Source organism: Ruminococcus sp. (assembly GCF_017549005.1).
GTDB lineage: Bacteria > Bacillota > Clostridia > Oscillospirales > Ruminococcaceae > Ruminococcus.
Map to the genome: position 1 here is coordinate 1 of NZ_JAFYYT010000012.1, position 22497 is coordinate 22497.

Consider the following 22497-nt stretch of genomic DNA (forward strand, 5'->3'; position numbering starts at 1 on the left):
GAGTCAATCCCAAATTCTGTGTAAACGAAAAATAGTGCAATAAAAGAGTATATGATGAGACCGATTGTGAAAGCAGTCGGTCTTATCTGCATATTAGCACATGATTATTTGATTGTCAAGATGAAAATGTTATTCGGGTATTCTGTCACCGTAGTAAATGACCAGCTGGGCGTAGATGCTGCTCCAGTCCTGTCGGCGACCAGTCCACTTTTTAGTTATGTCTTTCATAGCCAGATACAGCATTTTGAAAAGGCTGTCATCGGTCGGGAATACGGACTTTGCCTTAGTCACTTTCTTCAGCTGACGGTTGAACCCTTCTATGGTGTTGGTCGTATAGATCAGCTTTCTGAGTTCCTGAGGGAACTTGAAATATGTACTGAGATTAGGCCAGTTTTCATACCAGGACTTTGAGATCTTGGGGTATTTGCTGTCCCAGGCTGCTGCAAAGGAATCAAGGGCGTCCAGAGCTGCTTCCTCAGTGGCAGCAGTATAGACCATCTTGAGGTCGGCCATAAGCGCCTTGATGTCCTTGTAGGAGACATATTTGCTTGAATTTCTGAGCTGATGAATTATGCAGTTCTGGATATCAGTTTTCGGAAATACAGCCTCTATCGCCTGAGAGAAGCCTGTCAGATTATCGGTGCAGGCAATGAGAATATCTTCAACGCCTCTGTTACGCAGGCTATTAAGTACGCCTGCCCAGAACTTAGCGCTTTCATTTTCGCCTACCCACATTCCGAGAACATCCTTCCTGCCGTCCATATTAACGCCTATGGCTATATAGACAGCTTTCTTGATGATCTGCCCCTCGCTGCGGACATGATAATGGATAGCGTCGAGAAAGACAACTGCATAGACGCTTTCAAGCGGTCTCTGCTGCCATTCTTTCGCTACAGGGAGTACTTTGTCTGTTATACGGCTGACGGTAGTATCTGATATCTCCAGACCGTAAATATCACGGATATGATCCTCTATATCAGATGTAGACATACCTTTTGCATACATGGAGATGATCTTGTTCTCCATATCCTGGGATATGCTTGTCTGATTCTTAGGCAGTATCTTAGGCTCAAATTCACCATTTCTGTCACGGGGGACTTCAATATCTACCTTGCCCATACTCGTGCGAAGAGTCTTCTTGCTGTGGCCATTTCGGCTATTATCAGTTTCCTTGTTCTTAACGTCATACGGCTCGTAACCGAGCTCAGAATCAAGCTCTGATTCAAGGCTCCCTTCCATAAATCCGGCAAGTGCTTCCTTGAACAGTTCTTGGATATCATCCATGCTCTGGATATTCGCTGCCGATAGAAAATCGCTTATCAGCTCTCTTCTTGCACGCTGTTCTTCTGTTTCATTTCTTCGTCTTCTGCTCATAATTAAAACCTCCGAAGTAGTCTCTCTTCTATTATACACTACTTCAGAGGTTTACACAAATTTTAGGATAGACTCGGAAAATCATTATGTATTTCGTATGGGGAACTGTATGTGCTATAAAACGTGATTTCTTTTGTTTTCTCGTTAATGTGATAATTCATAGCATGAGCAGCGCAGTTATACTTGCCGAATATACCGCATATATATGATCAGTCTATGGCTGTTGCAGAAGTATCCGGGTATTCATATTCAAGATCCTTCTGCTCGATTCTCCAATCCTGAGCATCTTCGTCAAATACTATTTTGAACGTTACATTGCCCTTTGCTGAAGTATACTCTACACTTTCAGAACGTTCAAATTTTCTTCTCAGTGTAAAGGACTTATCTGTAACATCTGATACTTCTATAGTATCATCGCTCCAGTGTTCACCGTAACTATAGTCCTTACCGGGATGATTCTGATATAATTCGCCCTCATACTCGATATATGAATATGCAAGATCTATTATTCCGTCAGCCGGAAGAGTATCTGCTGTAAATGAAGGTCCGAATAATTCATAGTTATTTGTGTATTCAGCATTTACAGAATAGAAAGGATCATAATTTTTGCTGTAATAAGTATTGTAGAACTTCTTCAGACCGTCCATAGTTTTATCGGTGAGTCTTTCATCAGTAATTTTAAAATACGATAGCTCTATATCAGTTGTCCAGGTGCCGTACTGCATAGTGTAATTAAACTTTATACTCTTGTCCTCTTCATACTCCGACTTCGGACTTCCGACTCCTTCAAAGAAGCACTCATAATTCCAATAATTATCTGTAAGCTTATGTGCAGCTTCCTCCGGAGTTAAAAGCTTTGCCTCAGTTACTGCGGCAGTTGTCTCAACCGCTGTGGTAGTTGTCTCAGTAACTGCTGTAGTTGTGGTTACGTTTGTTGTTACAGAAGATGTAGTAGTAACCTCTGTCACAGTTGATGAGCCGGGGGACGGAGCTGTATTTCTCATTTTGTAGAGCAGATAGCTTTCTCCGCCGATAGCGCCTGCGACTATAGCAATCGCTGCTGCCATACCTGCGAACTTTATCCATCTTGGACGACTATACTTCTCAACACCGTGTACGCTGTTATTGTCTGCCTCATCAACATTATTTGTTATATTCATTTTTCTTTTAGTCATATTAAACATCCTTTCTCTGGCCGAATCTGACAGGGACGGGTACTCTTTCGCAATTCTGTTTGCAGTTTCAAGATCAATGTCGAATTCATTGAACTTTTCATCTTTTTTATTCATAAATAACCCTCCTTAATAATTTATGCCGACTTCACAAAGCATCTTCTTCAGCTTTTGTCTTGCACGGACGCTCCGTTTCTGTACTGCGGCTGCTGTCATTGAAATTGCTTTCCCTATTTCAGCTACTGTCATATTATAGTAGTACTGCTTTATTATTATCGAAGTGTCAGGTTCGCCTAATTCTTTTATTTTATTAAGTAAGATGGAATTACGCTCTGACATCTCAGCAGATTCAATTATATTTTCTCCGGACGCTATTTCTATGAATGTTTCATCATCGGAAGATATGGTCCTGTCAGCTTTTGCATTAAGTTTTCGGTACATATCTATTGCTTTGCGCTTGGCGATAACACCGATAAATCCTTTGAGATCACCTTCACGCTCACCAATATAATTTATCCTTTTGAATACCTCTGTAAAAACATCACTTACACATTCCTCAATATCTTCCGTAGTACCACAGCTTTTTAGCTTAGTTGCGGCTATGACGTATACATAATTGCAGTATTCATCGAAAATTGCTCTCATGCAATCTTCCGGAGATCGTTCCATGTGTTTCTTGAACTCCTGATCTGTCATATGTATTCCTCCTTTTATTCAGTTCAGCGATCGCTTTCATTATATACACTCGTACTTGTGACACCAAGTAGGACATTTTTTTCTAAAAAATATTTTATCACATTTTTTGAAAGTATTCAATGCTTTATTACAGCAATAAAATCACTTGCATCAGAATTTGAATACGTGCGTAAGTATTCAGATTAATAATATACATATAGAAAATCAAAAAATAGGGAAATCGCAAGTTTTGCTATTTGGCTTGACAGCTATTTGCTTAAATGCTATAATTAGGAAAAATCGGAGGTGTATCAACGATGTACAATAAGTATTCAAAAATAATTTCTTATTTAATGGCTGCTGCAATGCTTTTGCCGACAGTCTCATGCAGCAATAGAGAATCAGCTGATGTATTTTCAGACATTAAAGTGTCAGGATCCGAGCAGTCATGGGCAAATAAGGAAGAGAAGTATTCCAAACTCATTGAAACTTATGGCACAAAAAAGTGTAAAGGTGCTATGGCAGTTGCAACTGATGATGATATCGTGTATCTGTACTGCGAAGATTCTGCTGAAAAAGACGGAAAAACTCCTGTATCACAGGACACTGTCTTTGATATCGCCTCAGTAAGCAAAACATTCACTGCTGTATGTATATTACAGCTTCAGGAGAAGGGAAAGTTAAGCATAGACGATACTCTTGGCAAGTATTTTCCTGAATATGAGAAAGGAAAAGACATTACGATATATAACCTTCTGCACATGAACTCGGGTATACCGGATTATCTGAACAATCCCGATCCTTTCTGGAATATTTCGGGTGCAGAAGCGGCAGATAAGCAGATCAGCGATATTCTTCAGGACAGAACAACTGATGAGCAGTTCCTGGAGGCGTTGTATAATGCGCCATTGCTGTTTGAGCCCGGCACTCAATTCAGCTACAGCAATACGAATTACCGCCTGCTGGCATTCATTATCGAACAGGTTTCAGGTATGAAGTACTGCGACTGCGTAAAAAAGAATATATTTGATAAATGCGGCATGAAAAAGACCACATCAATGGCAAAAGGTGATATGACATATGTACCTGTTGGTTTTGAGGAACAGGCAGCTTACGGATTTACCGATGAAAACGGCTATCCTGTCTGTCCGAATAACTCAAGAGGTGACGGAGGAATCCATTCATGTCTTTCGGATATGATCGCTTTTGACCGTGCTCTTTTCGGAGGAAAGCTGCTAAATAAGCGATCAATGGAAACATTGCTTAAAGATGATGACGGTTACTGCTGCGGACTTTACAGAAATAAGAACGGCTACTCTCATGACGGTTCATCGCTGACCTGCTCGGCAAATAACAATATAATCGAATCCGAGGAATTCGGATATGTCTATCTGATAACCCTTGAACGTACAGAAGATACGGTTCAGAACAATGCCGACATTGCAGAGCCTCTGAAAGGAACAGGCTATACCAAGGGTACTGTAAATGACGGAGTGTATGTCAATGAATATGCAGGTATAAAAATGACTTTACCCGAAGGATACGTACATGAAGGCGTTGATCTCGGTTCGGCTATGTCAGGTTTTGAAGAAGAAAACAAAAGGATCGAATCTGCTAAAAAATGCGACAGCTTATTCTATGACGGAAACGGCAGCGGAAATGCAATAGAAATTGATTTCCTGAATACAAAGCTGGGTGTTCCCGATGACAGCGACTATACCGAGGAAGAATACCTTAATGATTATATTGATCTTCTGGGACGTGCAGGTGAAAATGAGCAGGATGGCTGGTCAATAATAAGCAGAGATATAAGCAAAGCCACTCTCGGAGACAAAGAATATATCTATGCAAAGGCTGTTATCGACTATCATGGTAATACTGAATTTCATTACTTTGCAAGAAAGATCGATGATGAACTTATGTGCATTATCATGATGAGTATCAATGATGATGAGAGCATTTTGGATTATGAAAAGCTATTCGGATAACATCGGCATAATAACCGTTATTACTAAGATCGTCGCCCATTTACGGGCGACGTTTTTATATTAACAGGAACCGATAATGCTTTTGGTATTAATCCTGTTTGAAGCTTGCATATTGACATTGATAGTATTTATGATATAATAATATATATTAAACTCAAAGGAGAAAAAATATGAACAAAATAATGATCGCAGGCGGCGGTGTCCTCGGAAGTCAGATAGCTTTCCAGTGTGCATATGCCGGACTTGAAACAACGATATGGCTTCGTTCAGCCGATTCTGTACAAAGAGCAAAAAAGAAGCTGGAAGCTCTTAAAGAAAGCTACAGTCAGACAATAGCAGCCTGCAAATACGGAAAAATGAACTATCTCGGTGCACTGGATACTGTGGGAACACCAATTGCCGTAGCTGACTTCGACCTGTATCAGAGCAGGGTCGATGCTGTTATGGATAATATAATATTTGAAACAGATATGCAGAAGGCAGTATCTGGTCAGAGCTTCATCATTGAATCCATATCGGAGAATATGGATTCAAAAAAAGGATTCTATACCGATCTTAATAAATATGTAAGCGCTGATGCTGTGATAGCCACCAACACATCAAGTTTTCTGCCGGGCGATTTCAAGGATATTATTGATAATCCCGAGCGTTTCACAGCAGTTCATTTTGCAAACAACATATGGATCGCAAATATAGCAGAGATCATGGGGCACAGCGGTACTTCCGAAGATACAATGCAGAAAGCAGTAGCATTTGCAGACAGGATAAATATGATACCTTCTGTTATCCGTAAGGAACAGAAAGGCTATATACTGAACTCGCTGCTTATTCCGTTCCTTCTTTCAGCGCTGAAGCTCTGGGCAAGAGATGTCGCATCTTTCGATGATATCGATAAAACATGGAAGCTGTCAACAGGTTCAAAATACGGTCCGTTTGAGATAATGGATACTGTCGGAGTCAATACCGTATATGCAGTTGCTGTAACGAATCCCTCCGCAGATCAGGAAGGAACTATAGAAAACCTTATTGCCCGAAAACTCAGAAAGATGATTGAAGCGGGAAGCAGATTCTACTCCTGAACAGGTAACGTATCGAAAGAGTCTGTTTGACTTCTTACTCTTGCTTTCGCTTGGCTTTTTTCATAAATTGGTATATTGTAATGTTTTCTTTTCATCGGAACCTTTCGGGGCAAAGTACACAACTGCCATACTTCTCACTTGTTCACATTGCCAAAATTATTCGTGTGCTATTGACTTGGAGTTAACTCCAAGGTGTATAATTTTCACATATGGAGGTGATTTATCTTGACTATCAAGGAAGTATGCAAGAGGTTCAATGTTAGTCCCGACACCCTCAGATATTACGAACGAGTGGGAGTTATCCCCGAGGTTCACCGCACAGCAGGCGGTATACGCGATTACAGCGATGACGATATCAAGTGGGTGGAAACAGCCACTTGCTTCAGAAGCGCAGGTATGCCGATAGAGCTTCTTATCGAGTACGTCAAGCTTTTCCTCGAGGGAGATCACACCATACAGGCAAGGTGCGATCTGCTGAAAGAAGCAAAGGAACGTATCCTTGCAGAACGCAAAAAGTTCGATGATGCCCTTGAAAAAATGGAATACAAGATAAGGGTCTACGAGAAAGCCGTGGAAACAGGCAGGCTTGAATGGGACGACGAAAGCAGCTGTTGCTGCTGCAATAAACCAAAGGAGTAAACTATGTATATCGAAAACATCAATTCACCAAAAGACATCAAAGCTCTTGACATAGATCAGCTTAACACACTTGCTTCCGAAATAAGAAGCGGACTTCTCAACCGCCTTACCAAGCGGGGCGGACACTTTGGGCCGAACTTTGGTTTTGTGGAGGCTACTATCGCCCTGCACTACGTTTTTGATTCACCAAAGGACAAGTTCGTGTTTGACGTTTCCCACCAGTGCTACACCCACAAAATGCTGACAGGCCGCAGGGACGCATTCTTCAATGATGAGCATTTCAGTGATGTATCGGGCTACACTAACCCCGAAGAAAGCGAACACGACTTTTTCAATGTGGGACATACCTCAACTTCGGTGAGCCTTGCCTGCGGACTTGCAAAGGCTCGTGACCTGCGCGGAGACAGCGGCAATGTTATCGCAATTATCGGCGACGGCTCACTCAGCGGCGGCGAAGCTTTAGAGGGAATAGACTTTGCGTCTGAGCTTGAAAGCAACTTCATCATCATAGTTAATGACAACGATATGTCAATTGCCGAGAACCACGGCGGACTTTACAAGAATCTGAAAGCTCTCCGCGATTCAGGCGGAAAGTGCGGGTGCAATCTCTTCAAAGCTATGGGGCTTGACTACACATACGTTTCCGAAGGAAATGATATCGAAGCGCTTATTGAAGCATTCAAAAGAATAAAAGACGTTGATCACCCCATTGTTGTACACATCAATACCCTTAAAGGCAAGGGATTTGAGCCTGCTGAAACTCACAAGGAGGACTGGCACTGGCATATGCCATTTGATCCCGAAACAGGCAAATGGCTCTGGGAAAGCAGCGGTGAGGACTACGGTGATATGACCTGTGATTTCCTTCTGAATAAGATGAAAGCCGACAAGACTGTTGTGGCAATGGTTGCGGCAGTTCCCGTATGTATCGGCTTCACCGAGGATAAACGTAAGGAAGCAGGCAGGCAGTTCATTGACGTTGGCATCGCTGAGGAACACGCCGTCGCTATGGCTTCAGGTATCGCCAGGATCGGAGGCAAGCCTGTATTTGCCACACATTCAAGCTTCTTCCAGCGCACCTACGATCAGATATCGCAGGACCTCTGCATAAACAGCAATCCTGCAACGCTTCTGGTGAATACGGCTTCTGTTTACGGTATGCATGATATCACGCATCTTGGTATCTACGATATCCCTATGATGTCAAATATCCCGAATCTGGTCTATCTTGCTCCCACTAACTGCGAGGAATACTTCGCAATGCTGGACTGGAGTATAGAGCAGAACAAATATCCTGTTGCCATAAGAATTCCCTGCAACGGAGTTATCCATACCGACCATGCAGTTGATACGGATTACAGTGAACTCAATAAGTACCGTGTAACTCAGCAGGGAAAAAGAGTTGCCATAATTGCTCTCGGTGACTTCTATCAGATAGGTGAGGAGCTTGCAGAGCTGATCGCAAGGAAAACAGGCATAGCTCCAACTCTTATAAACCCACGCTATATCACAGGAATAGACGAGGAGCTTCTCCGACAGCTCAAATCAGAACACATTAATGTGGTAACTATAGAGGACGGCATACTGGATGGCGGCTTTGGCGAAAAAATATCACGTTTCTACGGAACTTCCGACATAAAGGTATTCAACTACGGACTGAAAAAGGAATTTCTCGACAGATATGCGGTCGAGGACGTTCTGAAACAGAATCATCTCACCCCAGAGCAGATATATAACGATATTTTTTCAGAAAAATAGAAGCAATCTGATGTATTTGCGGCTCACCTCGGTGAGCCGCTGTTTTTTGTCCGTTTGTCTTGATGAAATGAAAGGATTATGGTATAATGGTATGGTACGAAAAATGTATCAGAAAGGTAAAGCAAAGTGATCGAAACAAACAGATTGAAACTATATGCCGCTTCTCAGGACATGATGGAAACTTTCATCGAAGCACAGACTGCGGATGTCCTGAAAGCTGCTTACACGGAAATGCTGAACGGCTGTCTGGAGCATCCGGATCAGTGGGATTGGTATGCGATCTGGATGATCGAACTGAAAGACGGCACACATATCGGAGAACTCTGCTTCAAGGGGCTTTCTGCGGACGGCATCGCAGAAATCGGATACGGAATCTCCGAAGAATATCAGAATAACGGTTATGCGTCCGAAGCAGTCAGAGCAGTATTGAAATGGGCGTTTTCGCACTCGAAAGTTGTTGCTGTTGAAGCGGAGACTGATTCTGATAACATCGCTTCCAAAAGAGTGCTTGAAAAATGCGGCTTTTCTCTGAATGGCATCATCGGTGAAGAAGGACCGAGATGGGCTGTTTTTAAGTGCTGAATCCTTAGTAGTAACACCCCCTGTGTTTACTACCATTTCTACTACTAACGATGTCCTTAGAATGCCAAGATGTACCGCAATTTGCCGAGTTCACCGTGAATCTTGACAGAATCAGTACACCCGTTCGTCGAAGTGTACAAGGGCAAAACGCGGCAAATCACGGCAAAATGCGGAGGTTTATACCTATGATAAAGGTTATGTTTGTGTGTCACGGCAATATTTGCCGTTCCCCCATGGCTGAATTTATAATGAAAAAGCTTGTCTCAGAAGCAGGTCTCAACAGCAGATTCTGCATTGCTTCAAGTGCCACAAGCACCGAAGAACTGGGAAATCCTGTTTATCCTCCTGCACGCTCGGAGCTTGCAAAACACGGTATAGGCTGTTCTGGAAAAACTGCTGTTCAGCTCAGAAAATCAGATTACGAAAAGTATGATTACTTCATAGGTATGGATACAGCCAATATTCGCAATATGAACCGTATTTTCGGCAGCGACAGGGACGGCAAGATATACAAACTGCTTACCTTTGCAGGCAGAGGCGATGATGTGTCCGATCCGTGGTACAGCCGCAATTTCGACAAGGCTTACTCAGATATCGAAGAGGGCTGCAAGGGGCTTCTCAATAGCCTTATGGAGCGATAAATGAAAGCTGTGGAAATAATTAGCAACGACTTCGCTCAGGGTGGCTTCACCTCGGGACAAAACGGGATATGGACAAGGAATGAACCATTTGATCCGCCTACCGACGATTATACGGCTCTGAGCCGCAGGATCGGAGTCCCTTTATCGCGTATCATTCGTCCGTATCAGGCAAGCGGCGACAATGTCGCAACTGTAACTGCTGAATACGGCGGTTCGGGAGTTATAAAGGACAACGAGCTGAAAAAAGTCGACGGACTTGTGACTGCTGAAAAAGGCTTGGTTCTCAGCATTATCGCCGCCGACTGCGTTCCTGTATACCTTATGGAAAGACAAGCAGGAGTGATCGGGCTTCTGCACTGCGGCTGGAGGTCAGCGGCAGGCGAGCTTCCTCACAACGGAGTTGAAGCCATGAAAAAGCTGGGAGCTTCGCCTGCTGAGATACAGCTGATTATCGGACCTCATATATGCGCTGAATGCTATGAGATCGGAGAGGAGATCAGGACGGAATACGCAAAAGCTTTTAATGATAAGGAACTTGAAGCTTTATTTGCAGTACGGGATAAAAGTCTGTATCTCTCATTGACTAAGGCTTTACAGCTTAAAGCAGAAGCCGAGGGTATACTCCGGGAAAAAATCTCGGCTGTAAATGAATGTACCTGCCATGATAAGTTCTATTACTCCTACAGGCGCGGCGACCGCGGCATACAGAATTTAGCATATCTGATGATAAATAAACATTGAAGCTTTAATACATAAGAAGATATTATAAAAAACAAACTAAGATCGCCCTCAATGAGGGCGATCATTGCAAATTATGCTTCAGCTTTTGGGGAATATTACTGCACAAGAAGCTCAGTCTCATATTAACGAACTTGACTAATATAGGTCAGTATGCTACAATTATAGTGTAACAACAATGGCTGCATGATCAGCATCGACCATAAAGGATAATAGCCACAAATAATGAAACATAGGGAAATAATCGACAGAGATACCTATAAGAAGATGAAACGGGAAGAACTTACATAATTCATTCTTCGTTATGGTGAAGAATTGCCAGGAGAACATGGGGAAAACGATTGATCTCCCGGCTCTGGGGGCATAGCTCGGTAAGATCAAAGGTATCGGTGATAAGCGCCTTGGGGAGATAATGGTCGTGATCGGGAAATTCCTGGATATCGAATAGGAGGTATATCATGAATTGTAAAAGAATAACAGCAACTCTGCTGTGTGCCGTGATTACTTTTGGAATAGCCATTCTTCCGTTTGAAGCACCGGTAAGCCTTTCTGCGGAGGCGGCATCAGTAGTTGACAGTGGGACCTGCGGCAAAAACGCCAGCTGGCAGCTTGACGGTGACGGTATTCTTACAGTCAGCGGTAGGGGAGATATGTACAGTCTCAATTCCGGTTACTCCATACCCTGGGAAGATAAAAAGAACAGTATAAAACAGGTGGTCATCGGCAAGGGCATAACAAGCGTAGGCAGCCAGTCCTTCAGCGACTGCACAAACCTTGTGACCGTTACCTTTTCAGACACTGTTACCTCAATAGGCTCTTCCGCATTCAGCGGCTGCAAATCACTGACATCAGTTTCTTTACCCGAGTCAATGACCAGTATATCCTCAATGGCATTTTCTTTATGCAAAAGCCTTACCGACGTCAGCATACCTTCCTCGGTAACATACATCGGCAGCCTTGCATTTTCCGGTACTCCGTGGCTAATGGCAGAAGCTGAAAAGTCGCAGTTCGTTATCGTCAATGGTATGCTGCTGTTCGCCGCCGACATAAAAGAGGCCGTTATCCCCGACTCGGTGACTACCATAGTCAGCAACGCCTTCTGGGGGCACACTCTTCTGGAGAAGCTCTATATCCCCAACACTGTAAGCACTATAGAGTATAATGCCTTTGCAAGCTGCTCATCCCTTACCTCGGTGACAATACCTGCCTCAATGAAAGATATAGGTATGCAGGCGTTTCAGAACTGTACTGCCCTTGATGATGTGACCATACTTTCTTCCGACTGCAAGATATTCGACAGACCTACCACATTTACCAACAAGGGTGAAGAATATACCGGTGTCATCAAGGGATATAATGGTTCTACTGCTGAGAAATATGCGCAGAAATACGGGTATACCTTCAAATCACTGGCTCAGCTCGGAGATGTAAACAGAGACGGAGAAATAAATGCAGTAGATGCCTCGTCAGTACTTGCTTATTACGCAATGATTTCCACAAATCAGAACGGCAGATATGATGAATATCAGAAACTGGCAGCAGATGTAAACCATGACGGAGATATCAATGCTGTTGACGCTTCAAATATACTTGCATATTATGCTTATGCTTCCACAACTCATGATGAAATAATAAAGTCGATGGAAGAATACATTAAGAAATAAAAATATATGTTTATGAGCCGCCTGTATATACAGGCGGTTCTTCTTTTATGTACTGACACATCGTTTCTGATCAAATGCTGAGCAGGGACTGGTTAGCGCTTGTATCTCTTTGTCATTTCTCCATTCATTATCGGTAGCAGCTGGATAACGCAAACTTCAATGAAGCAAATATATTATTGCTTATTCGTTTTTTAACGATATAACGGCTTTAAACAGGGAACTTGGTCCATCATTTTTTTCATGTCATAAAAAAATTTTTTATTATTTGTCTGAAATGCTTTTTTCATTTCGTATATATAATATGGGGGTCGGATATTATCAAGCTTGAAAAAGATCCTTTAATAATAAATCTTATGCATACTTTTTCAAAACAGTACAGCAATTTATTATTTATCCTGTAATTTATTCATGAATAGAATTATCATATGAGAGGATACTCTCAAACATTTACTATCAACAAATATAATCGGAGGACAATTTATGAAAAATCTTAATAGAATCACATCTCTCATTGCAGCTGCAGCAATGACAATTTCAATGGCAGCAGCTGTAAATGTAACTGCTGCTGATGGAACGAATGGTACAAATTCTGAAAATCTGCTCAAGCATTCAAGAGAATTCAGAGTTGACGATCAGATATTTGAAGAAAAGTATGCTGATGCTGTAGAGCGTATAAACGACAATCAGGGATACTTTGACCTGTCTACAGACCGCCCTTACAATGGCGTGAATCTCAACTACTCTGATTATGTAGCTATCAGAGAAAAAATAAACGATATTTACAGCAGATATAATTTCTCCAGGACTGAATACACCATGAGCGAAGGCGCAGGATACGATATGGTCAGATGCGATGTAGACGGAGATGAGCATTACAGCTACTATGATTACTGCTGTATGCTCAGATATTTACAGAAGCAGCTCGGTATCACTGATGAGGATGTGGATTTCACTAAAGAATTATCAACCGACAAACTCATCATGGATAAGGAAGAGGCTTCGATCTACCTGAAGAAAATCGTATCAGATAAAACAGACATCGTTCTTCCTGCTGAGATATGCTGCAAGGTAAAGGTAAAAGACGAAAACGGTGCTCTTGTTGATTCATGGTGTATTTTACCTGTGACCGGTATCCGGGATAGAGCTTTTTCAGAGTGCAGCAAAATGACATCGCTCACTATCAAAAACTATGTTCAGCCTAAGTGGTACAAGATGGTCGAATCCTTGGATGAAGACTATACACTGATCGCTGGACACGGAGATGCTACATCAAGTACTTATATTGACATTGCTGACGGTGCTTTTGAAGGCTGCAGCAGCCTTACGACCTTTAATTTCCCTGTATACTGCAATTTCAGCAACAGGTTATTTGAGAATACATCATTGGATAATCTGAAAAGAATAAATGGAATCTATTATGCGGTCAACAGAGATAATAATGATAACATTGTTTCAATGGTTGCCTGCGGTGTATATGATGCTGAACTTTCTATAAGCAATAACTATGGAATATATTCTGTTAATTTCGCGGAAGGAACAACTACTATCACTAATAATTTAAAGGCTGTTCTTGACGCTGCTGAAGCAAAGGGATTCTATTCACTTAATCTCCCCTCTGACGTTAAGTTCATTCATGACAGGGCTTTTAACGGCTATAGAAATCTTAAGTACGTAAACAGGCGTTCTTATGAATACCTTGATACTGCTGCAAGGGAGTTCATCTCACACAGCAACTGTGCTTTTGATTCGACCTCATTTATTGCAGACGCAGTTAATTACGAGATAAATAATGCAGTCGCTGAGATTAACGATGATATAAAAAACAGCTCTTCGTCCGACGGTGAGCAGATGAAGGTCGCAGAGGCTATTTGCAGATATATCTTCAAGAATTCAAAGTACAGAAGCTATCATGCAGAGATTGATCAGTTTGACCTGTTCCCCAACGGCGAGTACAATACACTGAATGAGAACAGAAGAAATATATATGTGTCCGCAAATGCTTTCCTTTCAAAATATACAATGTGTGAAAGCTATGCAAAAGCAACAGCTATCTTACTCGGCAGATTCGGTATAGAAAACTTCATAACCGGTATGTACAACTGGGGACACGCATACAATCATGCATATATAGATAATAAATGGTATAAAATAGAACTCTCGGGCAACGGCCATTTCAACTGCGATTACGACAAATACCTTGAACTGCATCCGGACGGAAAGCTTGTATCCAATGAAGTCGGATTCAAAAACGACAACTATCCGGCTTATGTGGCATCATGCGACGAACTTTTACAGTACGGCGATACCATGCAGATAACTAACGGCAAAAAGTATCCTGTTAAGTTCAACGGTTCAAATTACGTTGATTATAAGACAAACCAGCCGCTTTCCAAGGTATCCGTTTATGTTACTGAAGGCGAGGAAATACCTGAAAAATTCAATAACAACGCATATGAAGTGATCAGAATGGAGAAAATGGGCTGGAAACAGGCAGGCGATAAATGGTATTGGTATGATACTATAGACTATACCGATATAACATACAAGTACACTGATAAATTTATCAGAGTAGGCGGCATTAATTACTACCTTGATGAAAACGGTGAACTGGCAACCAACAGATACGTAAAATGGAGAGGCTATTATTTCTACGCCAATGAGAACGGCGGATTAAACGTTTCCGAATTGCTGGAGATTGCTCGCCCTGCATTTGACAGCTGTGTAAAGATCTACAGCTGACACTGATCCCGATATCGGGAATGTAATCGCAGAATAATATACAACTGCATGAAAAACGGTGTATTCCCTCACACTGGATTTCTGTAGTTTGGATCATTATTATTCAAAACCACCGAGCATTTAAAAAAGTCTGTAAAAAATCAGTCAACTGTGTTAAAGTAGAACTAATATCACAGGAGGCTGATTTTTTATGGGAAGATAAAGAAGAGAACCAATGAGCGAAGGAAAGAAGAACATCATCTGAAAGCTGCCTGAGGAGTACAATAATATCGCTTATGGATAAAGTCAGGAGCAGTTCGCTTTGTTGAAAAAGCATTTTCAAAAGACTTGCAATTTTACAAAAAAAATGTTAAAATTAAATGTCTGTATATATCCAGTATTTTGATTATACTATATGAATGCACTCAACAAAGGAGGGATTCCTGATGACAGCAAATGAACTGAGGCTGCTTATGGCAGAATCAGTGAAAAAATGTCACAGAGCAATCTTTGATAATTACTATAATTATGTTTATGCCATCGTTATGAATGTTCTCAGGAACTGCGGTTCACGCGAAGATATCGAGGACTGCGTCAGCGATGTATTTATGAAGATTTACAAGTACATTGACAATAATAATGATTTTTCGGGGGACCTTAAAGCCTTTATAGGCACTATATCACGTAATATTGCAATCGACGCTTATCGCAGTGTCAGTCAGAAAAATATGCGTAATATTTCAATCGACGACGAGAATACGGAAGAGTTCAGAACAAATGAGAGACTTGTGGAAAATACAGAGAGAAAAGAATTGTCACGTATAATCCTTAAAAAGATAAAGGAGCTGGGCGAACCCGATTCTACAATAATAATACAGCAATACTATTACGATCGTACAGCCAAGGAGATATCGCAGAATATTTCAATGACAGCCGCAGCTGTTCAGAAACGCAGCAGCCGTGCCAGGCAGAGACTGAAGGCTCTGCTCAAGGAAGCAGGCATAGGCAAGGAGGGATTGATATGAGAAATGACGACCTGTTCAAGGATTTGGACGATATGGATATATACAGAATAGCTCAGGAATTTCCCGTACTCACTAATGATGAGAAGGAAAGAATATATGCAATGAGCGAAATAAAGTATGAAAAAGAAAACAGCACTGATAAAGATTGCAGCGACATAGATGAAATAGTCGTAAGCGGCGTTGAACATTACAAACGTCCGTCGTGGTATAAATATGTAAGTGCTGCTGCCGCTGTTGTTCTTGTAATAGGCGGTATTTCAGGCAGTATGCTGCTGATGAAACACGTCAAAACAATACATCAGGACAACATAGATCTATCGACTGCCGCAACAGGAGAAAAAACGACTTTACAAACAAACAGCGATGTAGTATACGAAGTTTTCACCGAACCGGCAACGGAAGTCTCAGCAGTAATATCTGAATCAGCAACAGAAACCACTGAAATAACTACTGTCGAAACAACATCGGAGGCTCAGACTGAGCCGGAAGAAGAATATGAAGCTGTCGCGCTTGAACTCACTGACAAATTTGCAGACCTTGTCAACAAGCTGAACCGTAATGTGCAGTATGACCCGTATGATAGTATTGATTTTCGTATCACCAAATCTGACGATTATTTAAACGAGCGCTCAAGAACATATTATTCTCGTATTACGGAACCGGGTTTTGATTCCTCAAGTTATTTTACAGACGCATTCAAAGAGATATGCACCGAAGAGCTTTTTGAACGTTTTTACAACAACGCCGGCTTTGAAGAAAAGTCTGATCCGTCAGATCATGAAATCAATATAGAACTGTCAAAAGCTTTCAAGGCCGATTTGAGCAGATATTATACCGATGACCATTTAGAATTATACATGGACTACGGGTTCAACACGGCAGATTTTATAATCTACCGTGGCGGTCTGTATGTCTGCACGGATTCGCTGCCGAGTGACTGGAAAACATACAGCGATCAGCCGTCGGTACTTGACAAGGCTGAGGGCAGTTTCAGAAGCGTAAGAAACGCTCTGTTCAGTCCCGTATGCAATGATTCCGCTTCACAGAAAGGCGAACCGCTGACGTTCACGTTTGTTAAAGAAGGCGACAGCTGGAAGATAAGCAGCATAGCCAAAGGGCAGAATTGATAAAGGCTTATGATATGTGAAAACATACTATGGCACAAACAAAAGTTCATCAGCATTATTATAAAGAAATCCGCCCTTTAAACGGGCGGATTTTCGTTATTTATATGTTATTGCTATTACTGTATCTTGCTTCCTCCCCATTCAACTACTGTAAAACCTTTTCTTTCAAAGGTTTCAAACTGCTGAGGTTCGATATCAATTTCATTCTCCAGTGGTACATATGTCATGAATACGCGCAGTAAGCTGTCTGGCGTGGGGGTGATGTCAAGTTTTGCGGAATCGGTATATATATCGCCCTGGAAGGAAATGAGGTTATACTTGTTATGCTCCATAAGCGGCAGCCAGTATACGATGAACTCGTTCATTTCGTCTCCTGTCAGTCCCATATATGTAAGTTTTTCCCTGAGGAAACTCTCTGTATCGCTGCCTGCAACACAAAAGCCCTTGGAGAAATCATATCTTGTGCGGGAGTTAACTGCGTCCCAGAACAGATATCTGTGATGTGTACCATCTGTTTTGTTCAGGAGCGAACCGTCGGGATATGCGGTCACGTCCCAGCCGTTGTTATATTTGGGATATGTTGTTGAGAGCTCTGCTTCTGTCAGCTCCAGTTCAACATGGACATCGGTTTCCTGTTCCGGATATAGGTAAATTACGGGCTTTCTGGCTACCATTTCATAGAATATCGTCGGAGTTGTACCATCATCTTTTATGGTCTTTATCCAGCCATACTGTCCGTCGTACTCTGTGAATAACCATGTATCGTTGTTTTCCTGATAGCCCATTTCTCTCAGACGGGTATTCTTTTGTATCAAAGCAATCTCCTGATAGCTTTCGTCCGGACCAAGATACAGCTTTAATCCGTCTTCTGAAACAATAAATGGTATGCCGAATTCAATTCTTTCGTCAGGCTCAACATAAGATATATGACTGTATTTATATTCCTCCAGCAGCGCTCTCAATTTTTTTAGAACGCCCGGGAATCTATCGGAAGATGCCTTTATCTGATTACCGTCTGCATAGCCGAGTGTTATTGAAAAACTGACTTCGCTCCATGCTTTTGGTGCTGATACAACATCAAGATAGCTGTTATAAGCCTCTGACATGATCCCACGATAATCCTCTTCTGAGACTGGTATTATCATAGGCTCAGCGTCCCTGTTTTTTGTATAATCGGCATAAGACAGAATGAATTTTTCATCTTCCTGATATACTTTATATAATATATTTGCTCCTGCAACTCCGCCATATTCACTTATACTTAGCTCAACAGGCTGAACTACTGCTTCAAGAAGTGCTTTTCTCATAAGGATAAGATCAAATACATTGAGCGTATTGTCCTTGTTATAGTCTGCAGCTCTCCATCTTTTCATACTGACATTTGCAGAACCGAGCAGCCATTGCTGTAAGGTAACGATGTCAGATATACCGAATGAACCGTCTCCGTTCAAATCTCCGTTGGCTTCGGCCTTAGGAGTTGTTGTCAGGAAAAGATCCATAGAATTGTTATCGTAGAGCTTTATTTCTGATTTTCCGTCAAAACGCAGCTCAAACTTGTCAGCACTTTTATAAAGCGAAGCAAGGTTTTCCTTTATTACAGCACGATTTTTTTCTACCATGATAACCGGTCCTGTAACTCCGCCTTTGGTCACTATATTCGTACCAAAGGTCAGAGGTTCTTCGGCGAACACCTCGTCCGGGATAAGCTCACCTGTATCGCCGTCCGTAACAGTAACTCTTACAGACCTCGGCGGAAGCTCAAAGCCTTCGTTGCTTTTAAGCTTTATCACCACATCCACAGAATTATTATCATATCTGGTTATCTCCTCATGATCTTCGGGGAGGAAATAATTATCGTTCAGAGAACCGTTAGCAAGCCATACACTCATTGTCTCGTTCTCAGAAATGGTCTGCTCCCATAAATAAGGATTTGAATCGGGGTAAAGATAAACGGTTCTTGGATTCTGCTGTGTATCGTCACTGCTCCAGATATAGGGGACAATAGCGAAATAGCTGAACTCCTTGTCCAATGCTATCTTTTCTCCTGTATCGTAGTCTACAACAGTAAATCGCACAGTATCGGAGTCCAGTTGTTCCGCTGCATGAACTTCTGATACAGTTTCAGACGTAAATACCATTGATGGACAAGACACTGACAAAGAGCCGGATAAGAAAGCTGCAGCCAAAAAAGCCGCTGTTATATTTCTGAGTTTCATATCATTCACCCGCCATTTTTCATATTTGCAGCATATAGCTGCTTAATCTCATTATACAATTATATCTTGCCGAATGCAAGATATAATTGTACTTTAATCTATATATGCTTTAACGTATGAGGAGGGCAAAATGTGCGGCTGGAATCGTAAACTTTTTATGAACACCCAGCATTATGCTTTTAGCTTTCGGAGAACAATGTTCGTAGCAGGCAGAAGCTTATGTCTGAAAATCGACAGGTAGGTCTGGAGCTTGATGGAAAATAAACCATTTGAAGGTTCATAATTACCGTAAACTACATCACTTCAGTAGGGGAATTTTATAGATCAATTTTAGTTAGATATTTTATCGTTACTTCCTGGAATAAATCTTTTTGAAATAATGTGAGAGAAATGGAGAACTCATACGTCTAATTAGTATAAGGACCCAAAAAGCAGATGCTTTTCACAAACAAAGTACTGAAAAACAAAGGATCTTATAACCAAAAGGAGGAATTATCATGAAAACGCAAAAAATACTATCACTGATAGTCTCAGCAGCGATGCTAACTTCGGCTCTGCCCGTCAATACAGCAACTGCACTGACTGTGGATCAGGCTGAAAAGGGAACTCGCATTTCCCGTGCAGCAGACGAAGAAGCACCGCAGTATGCCGTAACAACGACTACGACGATAATCACCGGGTATCATACGTCAACCACAACTACAACTACAGCCACTACAACCACTGCTGACACACATGCAATAATACCGAGCAGTGGAATCTGCGGAGATGACTTAATGTGGACTCTCGACAGCGACGGTGTTCTGACTATCAGCGGTAACGGAGTAATGGCAGACTACGCTTTTGGAAGGTCTGGTGCAAATGTCAGAAAAGCGAAGAAAGCTGTGATCAGTGAAGGTGTTAAAAATATAGGAAACTATGCATTTATAGATTTCAAGAATCTTCAATCAGTGACTATTGCTGATTCGGTAGAAAGTATCGGCGAATATGCTTTTGAAAACTGTAATAATCTTTCTTCAATAAATATACCTGATTCAGTCAAAAGTATAGGCCAAAGATCATTCAATTTCTGCCACAGACTGACTTCAATCGTTATACCTGATTCGGTCACATTCATCGGCATCGGTGCATTTCATAGATGCGAAAGACTTGAAACTGTATATATACCAGACTCTGTGAAATCGCTTTCAGGAACTTTTGATGGCTGCGAAAAGCTAAAAGAAATAACGATTCCCGAATCTGTTACGGAAATTGGCAATAGTACATTTATGGGATGTAGCAGCTTAACTTCAATAACTATACCCGAATCTGTTACTGAAATAGGAAATAGTGTTTTTAATAACTGCGTAAATCTCAAATCCGTCAATATCCCAAAAGCTGTTGATAGAATCGGACCTAGCACATTTTCGAGCTGTAAAAGTCTCGAATCAATAACCTTGCCTGATAAGGTTACTTTTATTGGTCAAAACGCATTTTACAGTTGCGTTAGTCTCGAATCGATCAATATTCCTGATAACGTAGAGTTCATCGGGAACAGCGCGTTTAGAAACTGCCAGAATCTGAAGTCTATAGTTATTCCTGATTCGGTCACGCAGATAGAAAACTCTGTGTTCTGTGATTGTTCCAATCTGGTTTCAATCACTATTCCTGATACTGTTTCTGAGCTTGGAACATGTTTATTCATGGGTTGCACAAATCTTAAAACGTTTATTATTCCGAATTCGGTTACAAGTATTGGATGGGAAGCATTTTCCGGATGCACAAACCTTGAATCAATTACTTTTCCTGATTCTGTGGAAGAGATCTGGAATGAAGCGTTTTCAGGCTGTGTAAGCCTTGAATCCATCAATATTCCTGATTCGGTAACGAGAATTCGAGGTGGAACATTTTCAAACTGCAGGAAGATCAGATCCATTGCTTTACCTTCTTCGTTGGAAAATATTGAGAAAAATGCTTTCTATGGCTGTGCAGGTCTTGAATCAATTACCTTTCCTGATTCACTTACCGAGATAGGCGAGTATGCTTTTTCAGGCTGCAAAAGTCTCGAAACGGTATCTTTACCTGATTCTGTTCGTATTATCGATTCTTATGCATTTAAAGACTGTACAGGTCTAAAAACATTGAATATTCCGGAAAATATTGAGTATTTCGGATACGGTGTGTGTTACGGCTGTACTAATCTTGACGATAATGTAAGAAATATCACCACTACAACACTGGTAAAAAACAATAATACGAATACAACAACAACTACTACCACATCAACAACGATAATTGTTTCAACACATGCGACTTTTGAGTTCAAAGAAGTTATATCCTATCCGACAAAGACTGTATATAATGAAGGCGAAGAACTCGATATCACGGGACTGGAAATAAGAGTAAAACAAAGATATTCAAACAATCCTGACAGTGAAGGCGGAAGTTACCCGGGTAAACACTTCAGAGTCAATAGATTCACTGTTACAGACGGAAGCGGAAACAGTGTAAGCGGTGATAAGTTCAATACTCTTCCCGCAGGTGAGTACACCGTAAGCTATGATGACTCGGTCGGCGATTATTACGGCTTCAACCTTTGCTTCAACGTTAAGTTTGACTACAAGGTAACTATAAATGAGGGTGTTGAGACTGCTACAACAACTGGGGAAGATGACGAAAACGATTTGAATCCTCCGTATGGTTTTGTATGGGGCGACGCTAATCTCGATGGTTTCGTAGATATGTCCGACGCTGTGCTTATAATACAGAGCCTTGCAAATCCGAATATGTACGGTATCAATGGAACAAGTCCTAAGCATATCAAAAAGAACGGAGAAGCACGCGGAGATGTTGACAGAAATACAAAGGGGATTACGACAAATGACGCCCTCAGGATACAGCTTTACCTACTCAGAAGGATAAGCTCTCTTGTTCCCGAAATTCCGAATAACACCTGAAAAAATTAATGGCAGCCTATGGCTTAATGTCATTAAGCTAATTGAATAATGAAAAGGAATCAGGAGTATGTTTGAAAATAAACGAGCATACTCCTGATAGTATTTATTAAAAAAAGGCAGCACGAAAAGACAGATCAGAGATCTGCCAGAAAAAATATTGACACA

Annotated in this window: 16 protein-coding genes; 12 read left to right on the forward strand and 4 right to left on the reverse strand. The window is 41.5% G+C overall.

Annotated features, from left to right (window positions below):
• Positions 1 to 129: 129 nt before the first annotated feature.
• The 3 genes from IKW96_RS04795 to IKW96_RS04805 form a co-directional block, all read right to left on the reverse strand.
• On the reverse strand, positions 130 to 1374 hold the full coding sequence (locus IKW96_RS04795; RefSeq protein WP_296570969.1) for an IS256 family transposase: 1245 nt from the start codon (positions 1372 to 1374) through the stop codon (positions 130 to 132).
• A 209-nt stretch (positions 1375 to 1583) separates the two neighbouring features.
• Positions 1584 to 2663, reverse strand: coding sequence for a hypothetical protein (locus IKW96_RS04800; protein ID WP_296570972.1), 1080 nt, complete (start codon positions 2661 to 2663; stop codon positions 1584 to 1586).
• Positions 2664 to 2675: 12 nt separating this feature from the next.
• Positions 2676 to 3242: a sigma-70 family RNA polymerase sigma factor gene (locus tag IKW96_RS04805; RefSeq protein ID WP_296570975.1), complete on the reverse strand. Its 567-nt coding sequence runs from the start codon at positions 3240 to 3242 to the stop codon at positions 2676 to 2678.
• A gap of 296 nt (positions 3243 to 3538) precedes the next feature.
• Between IKW96_RS04805 and IKW96_RS04810 the strand changes: the two genes are divergently transcribed.
• The 11 genes from IKW96_RS04810 to IKW96_RS04860 all read left to right on the forward strand — a co-directional run bounded on the left by IKW96_RS04810 (position 3539) and on the right by IKW96_RS04860 (position 17180).
• The gene (locus IKW96_RS04810; RefSeq protein WP_296570978.1) at positions 3539 to 5209 is read left to right on the forward strand and encodes a serine hydrolase; all 1671 of its coding nucleotides are present in this window, start codon (positions 3539 to 3541) and stop codon (positions 5207 to 5209) included.
• Positions 5210 to 5379: 170 nt separating this feature from the next.
• Positions 5380 to 6288 carry a 3-hydroxyacyl-CoA dehydrogenase gene (locus IKW96_RS04815; RefSeq protein WP_296570983.1) on the forward strand — a complete coding sequence of 303 codons (909 nt, stop codon included), beginning with the start codon at positions 5380 to 5382 and terminating at the stop codon, positions 6286 to 6288.
• 225 nt (positions 6289 to 6513) lie between these two features.
• Positions 6514 to 6927: a MerR family transcriptional regulator gene (locus IKW96_RS04820; protein WP_296570987.1), complete on the forward strand. Its 414-nt coding sequence runs from the start codon at positions 6514 to 6516 to the stop codon at positions 6925 to 6927.
• 3 nt (positions 6928 to 6930) lie between these two features.
• Positions 6931 to 8685 (forward strand): 1-deoxy-D-xylulose-5-phosphate synthase, encoded by a 1755-nt coding sequence (locus IKW96_RS04825; RefSeq protein WP_296570990.1) that lies wholly within the window; start codon positions 6931 to 6933, stop codon positions 8683 to 8685.
• A gap of 126 nt (positions 8686 to 8811) precedes the next feature.
• On the forward strand, positions 8812 to 9267 hold the full coding sequence (locus IKW96_RS04830; protein ID WP_296570993.1) for a GNAT family N-acetyltransferase: 456 nt from the start codon (positions 8812 to 8814) through the stop codon (positions 9265 to 9267).
• A 185-nt stretch (positions 9268 to 9452) separates the two neighbouring features.
• Positions 9453 to 9908: a low molecular weight protein-tyrosine-phosphatase gene (locus IKW96_RS04835; RefSeq protein WP_296570996.1), complete on the forward strand. Its 456-nt coding sequence runs from the start codon at positions 9453 to 9455 to the stop codon at positions 9906 to 9908.
• Positions 9909 to 10649 carry a polyphenol oxidase family protein gene (locus IKW96_RS04840; RefSeq protein ID WP_296570998.1) on the forward strand — a complete coding sequence of 247 codons (741 nt, stop codon included), beginning with the start codon at positions 9909 to 9911 and terminating at the stop codon, positions 10647 to 10649.
• A 455-nt stretch (positions 10650 to 11104) separates the two neighbouring features.
• Positions 11105 to 12310 (forward strand): leucine-rich repeat protein, encoded by a 1206-nt coding sequence (locus IKW96_RS04845; RefSeq protein ID WP_296571000.1) that lies wholly within the window; start codon positions 11105 to 11107, stop codon positions 12308 to 12310.
• Between the two features lie 480 nt (positions 12311 to 12790).
• Complete coding sequence (locus IKW96_RS04850) at positions 12791 to 15049, forward strand: leucine-rich repeat protein (protein ID WP_296571004.1); 2259 nt, start codon at positions 12791 to 12793, stop codon at positions 15047 to 15049.
• 425 nt (positions 15050 to 15474) lie between these two features.
• Positions 15475 to 16053, forward strand: coding sequence for a sigma-70 family RNA polymerase sigma factor (locus IKW96_RS04855; RefSeq protein WP_296571006.1), 579 nt, complete (start codon positions 15475 to 15477; stop codon positions 16051 to 16053).
• Positions 16050 to 17180 (forward strand): hypothetical protein, encoded by a 1131-nt coding sequence (locus IKW96_RS04860; protein ID WP_296571009.1) that lies wholly within the window; start codon positions 16050 to 16052, stop codon positions 17178 to 17180. The genes IKW96_RS04855 and IKW96_RS04860 overlap by 4 nt, the downstream gene beginning before the upstream one ends.
• A gap of 116 nt (positions 17181 to 17296) precedes the next feature.
• On the opposite strand, the gene IKW96_RS04865 is transcribed toward IKW96_RS04860, so the two are convergent.
• Positions 17297 to 19396: a dockerin type I repeat-containing protein gene (locus tag IKW96_RS04865; protein WP_296571011.1), complete on the reverse strand. Its 2100-nt coding sequence runs from the start codon at positions 19394 to 19396 to the stop codon at positions 17297 to 17299.
• A 497-nt stretch (positions 19397 to 19893) separates the two neighbouring features.
• On the opposite strand from IKW96_RS04865, the gene IKW96_RS04870 reads away from it, so the two are divergent.
• A complete protein-coding gene (locus tag IKW96_RS04870) occupies positions 19894 to 22332 on the forward strand; it encodes a leucine-rich repeat protein (RefSeq protein WP_296571015.1) in 2439 nt (812 codons plus the stop codon).
• Positions 22333 to 22497: the final 165 nt, after the last annotated feature.

Bases quoted from the DNA above. Each gene is read 5' to 3' on its own strand.
- IKW96_RS04795 (WP_296570969.1), bottom strand. From the start codon at position 1,374: ATGAGCAGAAGACGAAGAAATGAAACAGAAGAACAGCGTGCAAGAAGA.
- IKW96_RS04800 (WP_296570972.1), bottom strand. From the start codon at position 2,663: ATGAATAAAAAAGATGAAAAGTTCAATGAATTCGACATTGATCTTGAA.
- IKW96_RS04805 (WP_296570975.1), bottom strand. From the start codon at position 3,242: ATGACAGATCAGGAGTTCAAGAAACACATGGAACGATCTCCGGAAGAT.
- IKW96_RS04810 (WP_296570978.1), top strand. From the start codon at position 3,539: ATGTACAATAAGTATTCAAAAATAATTTCTTATTTAATGGCTGCTGCA.
- IKW96_RS04815 (WP_296570983.1), top strand. From the start codon at position 5,380: ATGAACAAAATAATGATCGCAGGCGGCGGTGTCCTCGGAAGTCAGATA.
- IKW96_RS04825 (WP_296570990.1), top strand. From the start codon at position 6,931: ATGTATATCGAAAACATCAATTCACCAAAAGACATCAAAGCTCTTGAC.
- IKW96_RS04835 (WP_296570996.1), top strand. From the start codon at position 9,453: ATGATAAAGGTTATGTTTGTGTGTCACGGCAATATTTGCCGTTCCCCC.
- IKW96_RS04840 (WP_296570998.1), top strand. From the start codon at position 9,909: ATGAAAGCTGTGGAAATAATTAGCAACGACTTCGCTCAGGGTGGCTTC.
- IKW96_RS04845 (WP_296571000.1), top strand. From the start codon at position 11,105: ATGAATTGTAAAAGAATAACAGCAACTCTGCTGTGTGCCGTGATTACT.
- IKW96_RS04850 (WP_296571004.1), top strand. From the start codon at position 12,791: ATGAAAAATCTTAATAGAATCACATCTCTCATTGCAGCTGCAGCAATG.
- IKW96_RS04855 (WP_296571006.1), top strand. From the start codon at position 15,475: ATGACAGCAAATGAACTGAGGCTGCTTATGGCAGAATCAGTGAAAAAA.
- IKW96_RS04860 (WP_296571009.1), top strand. From the start codon at position 16,050: ATGAGAAATGACGACCTGTTCAAGGATTTGGACGATATGGATATATAC.
- IKW96_RS04865 (WP_296571011.1), bottom strand. From the start codon at position 19,396: ATGAAACTCAGAAATATAACAGCGGCTTTTTTGGCTGCAGCTTTCTTA.
- IKW96_RS04870 (WP_296571015.1), top strand. From the start codon at position 19,894: ATGAAAACGCAAAAAATACTATCACTGATAGTCTCAGCAGCGATGCTA.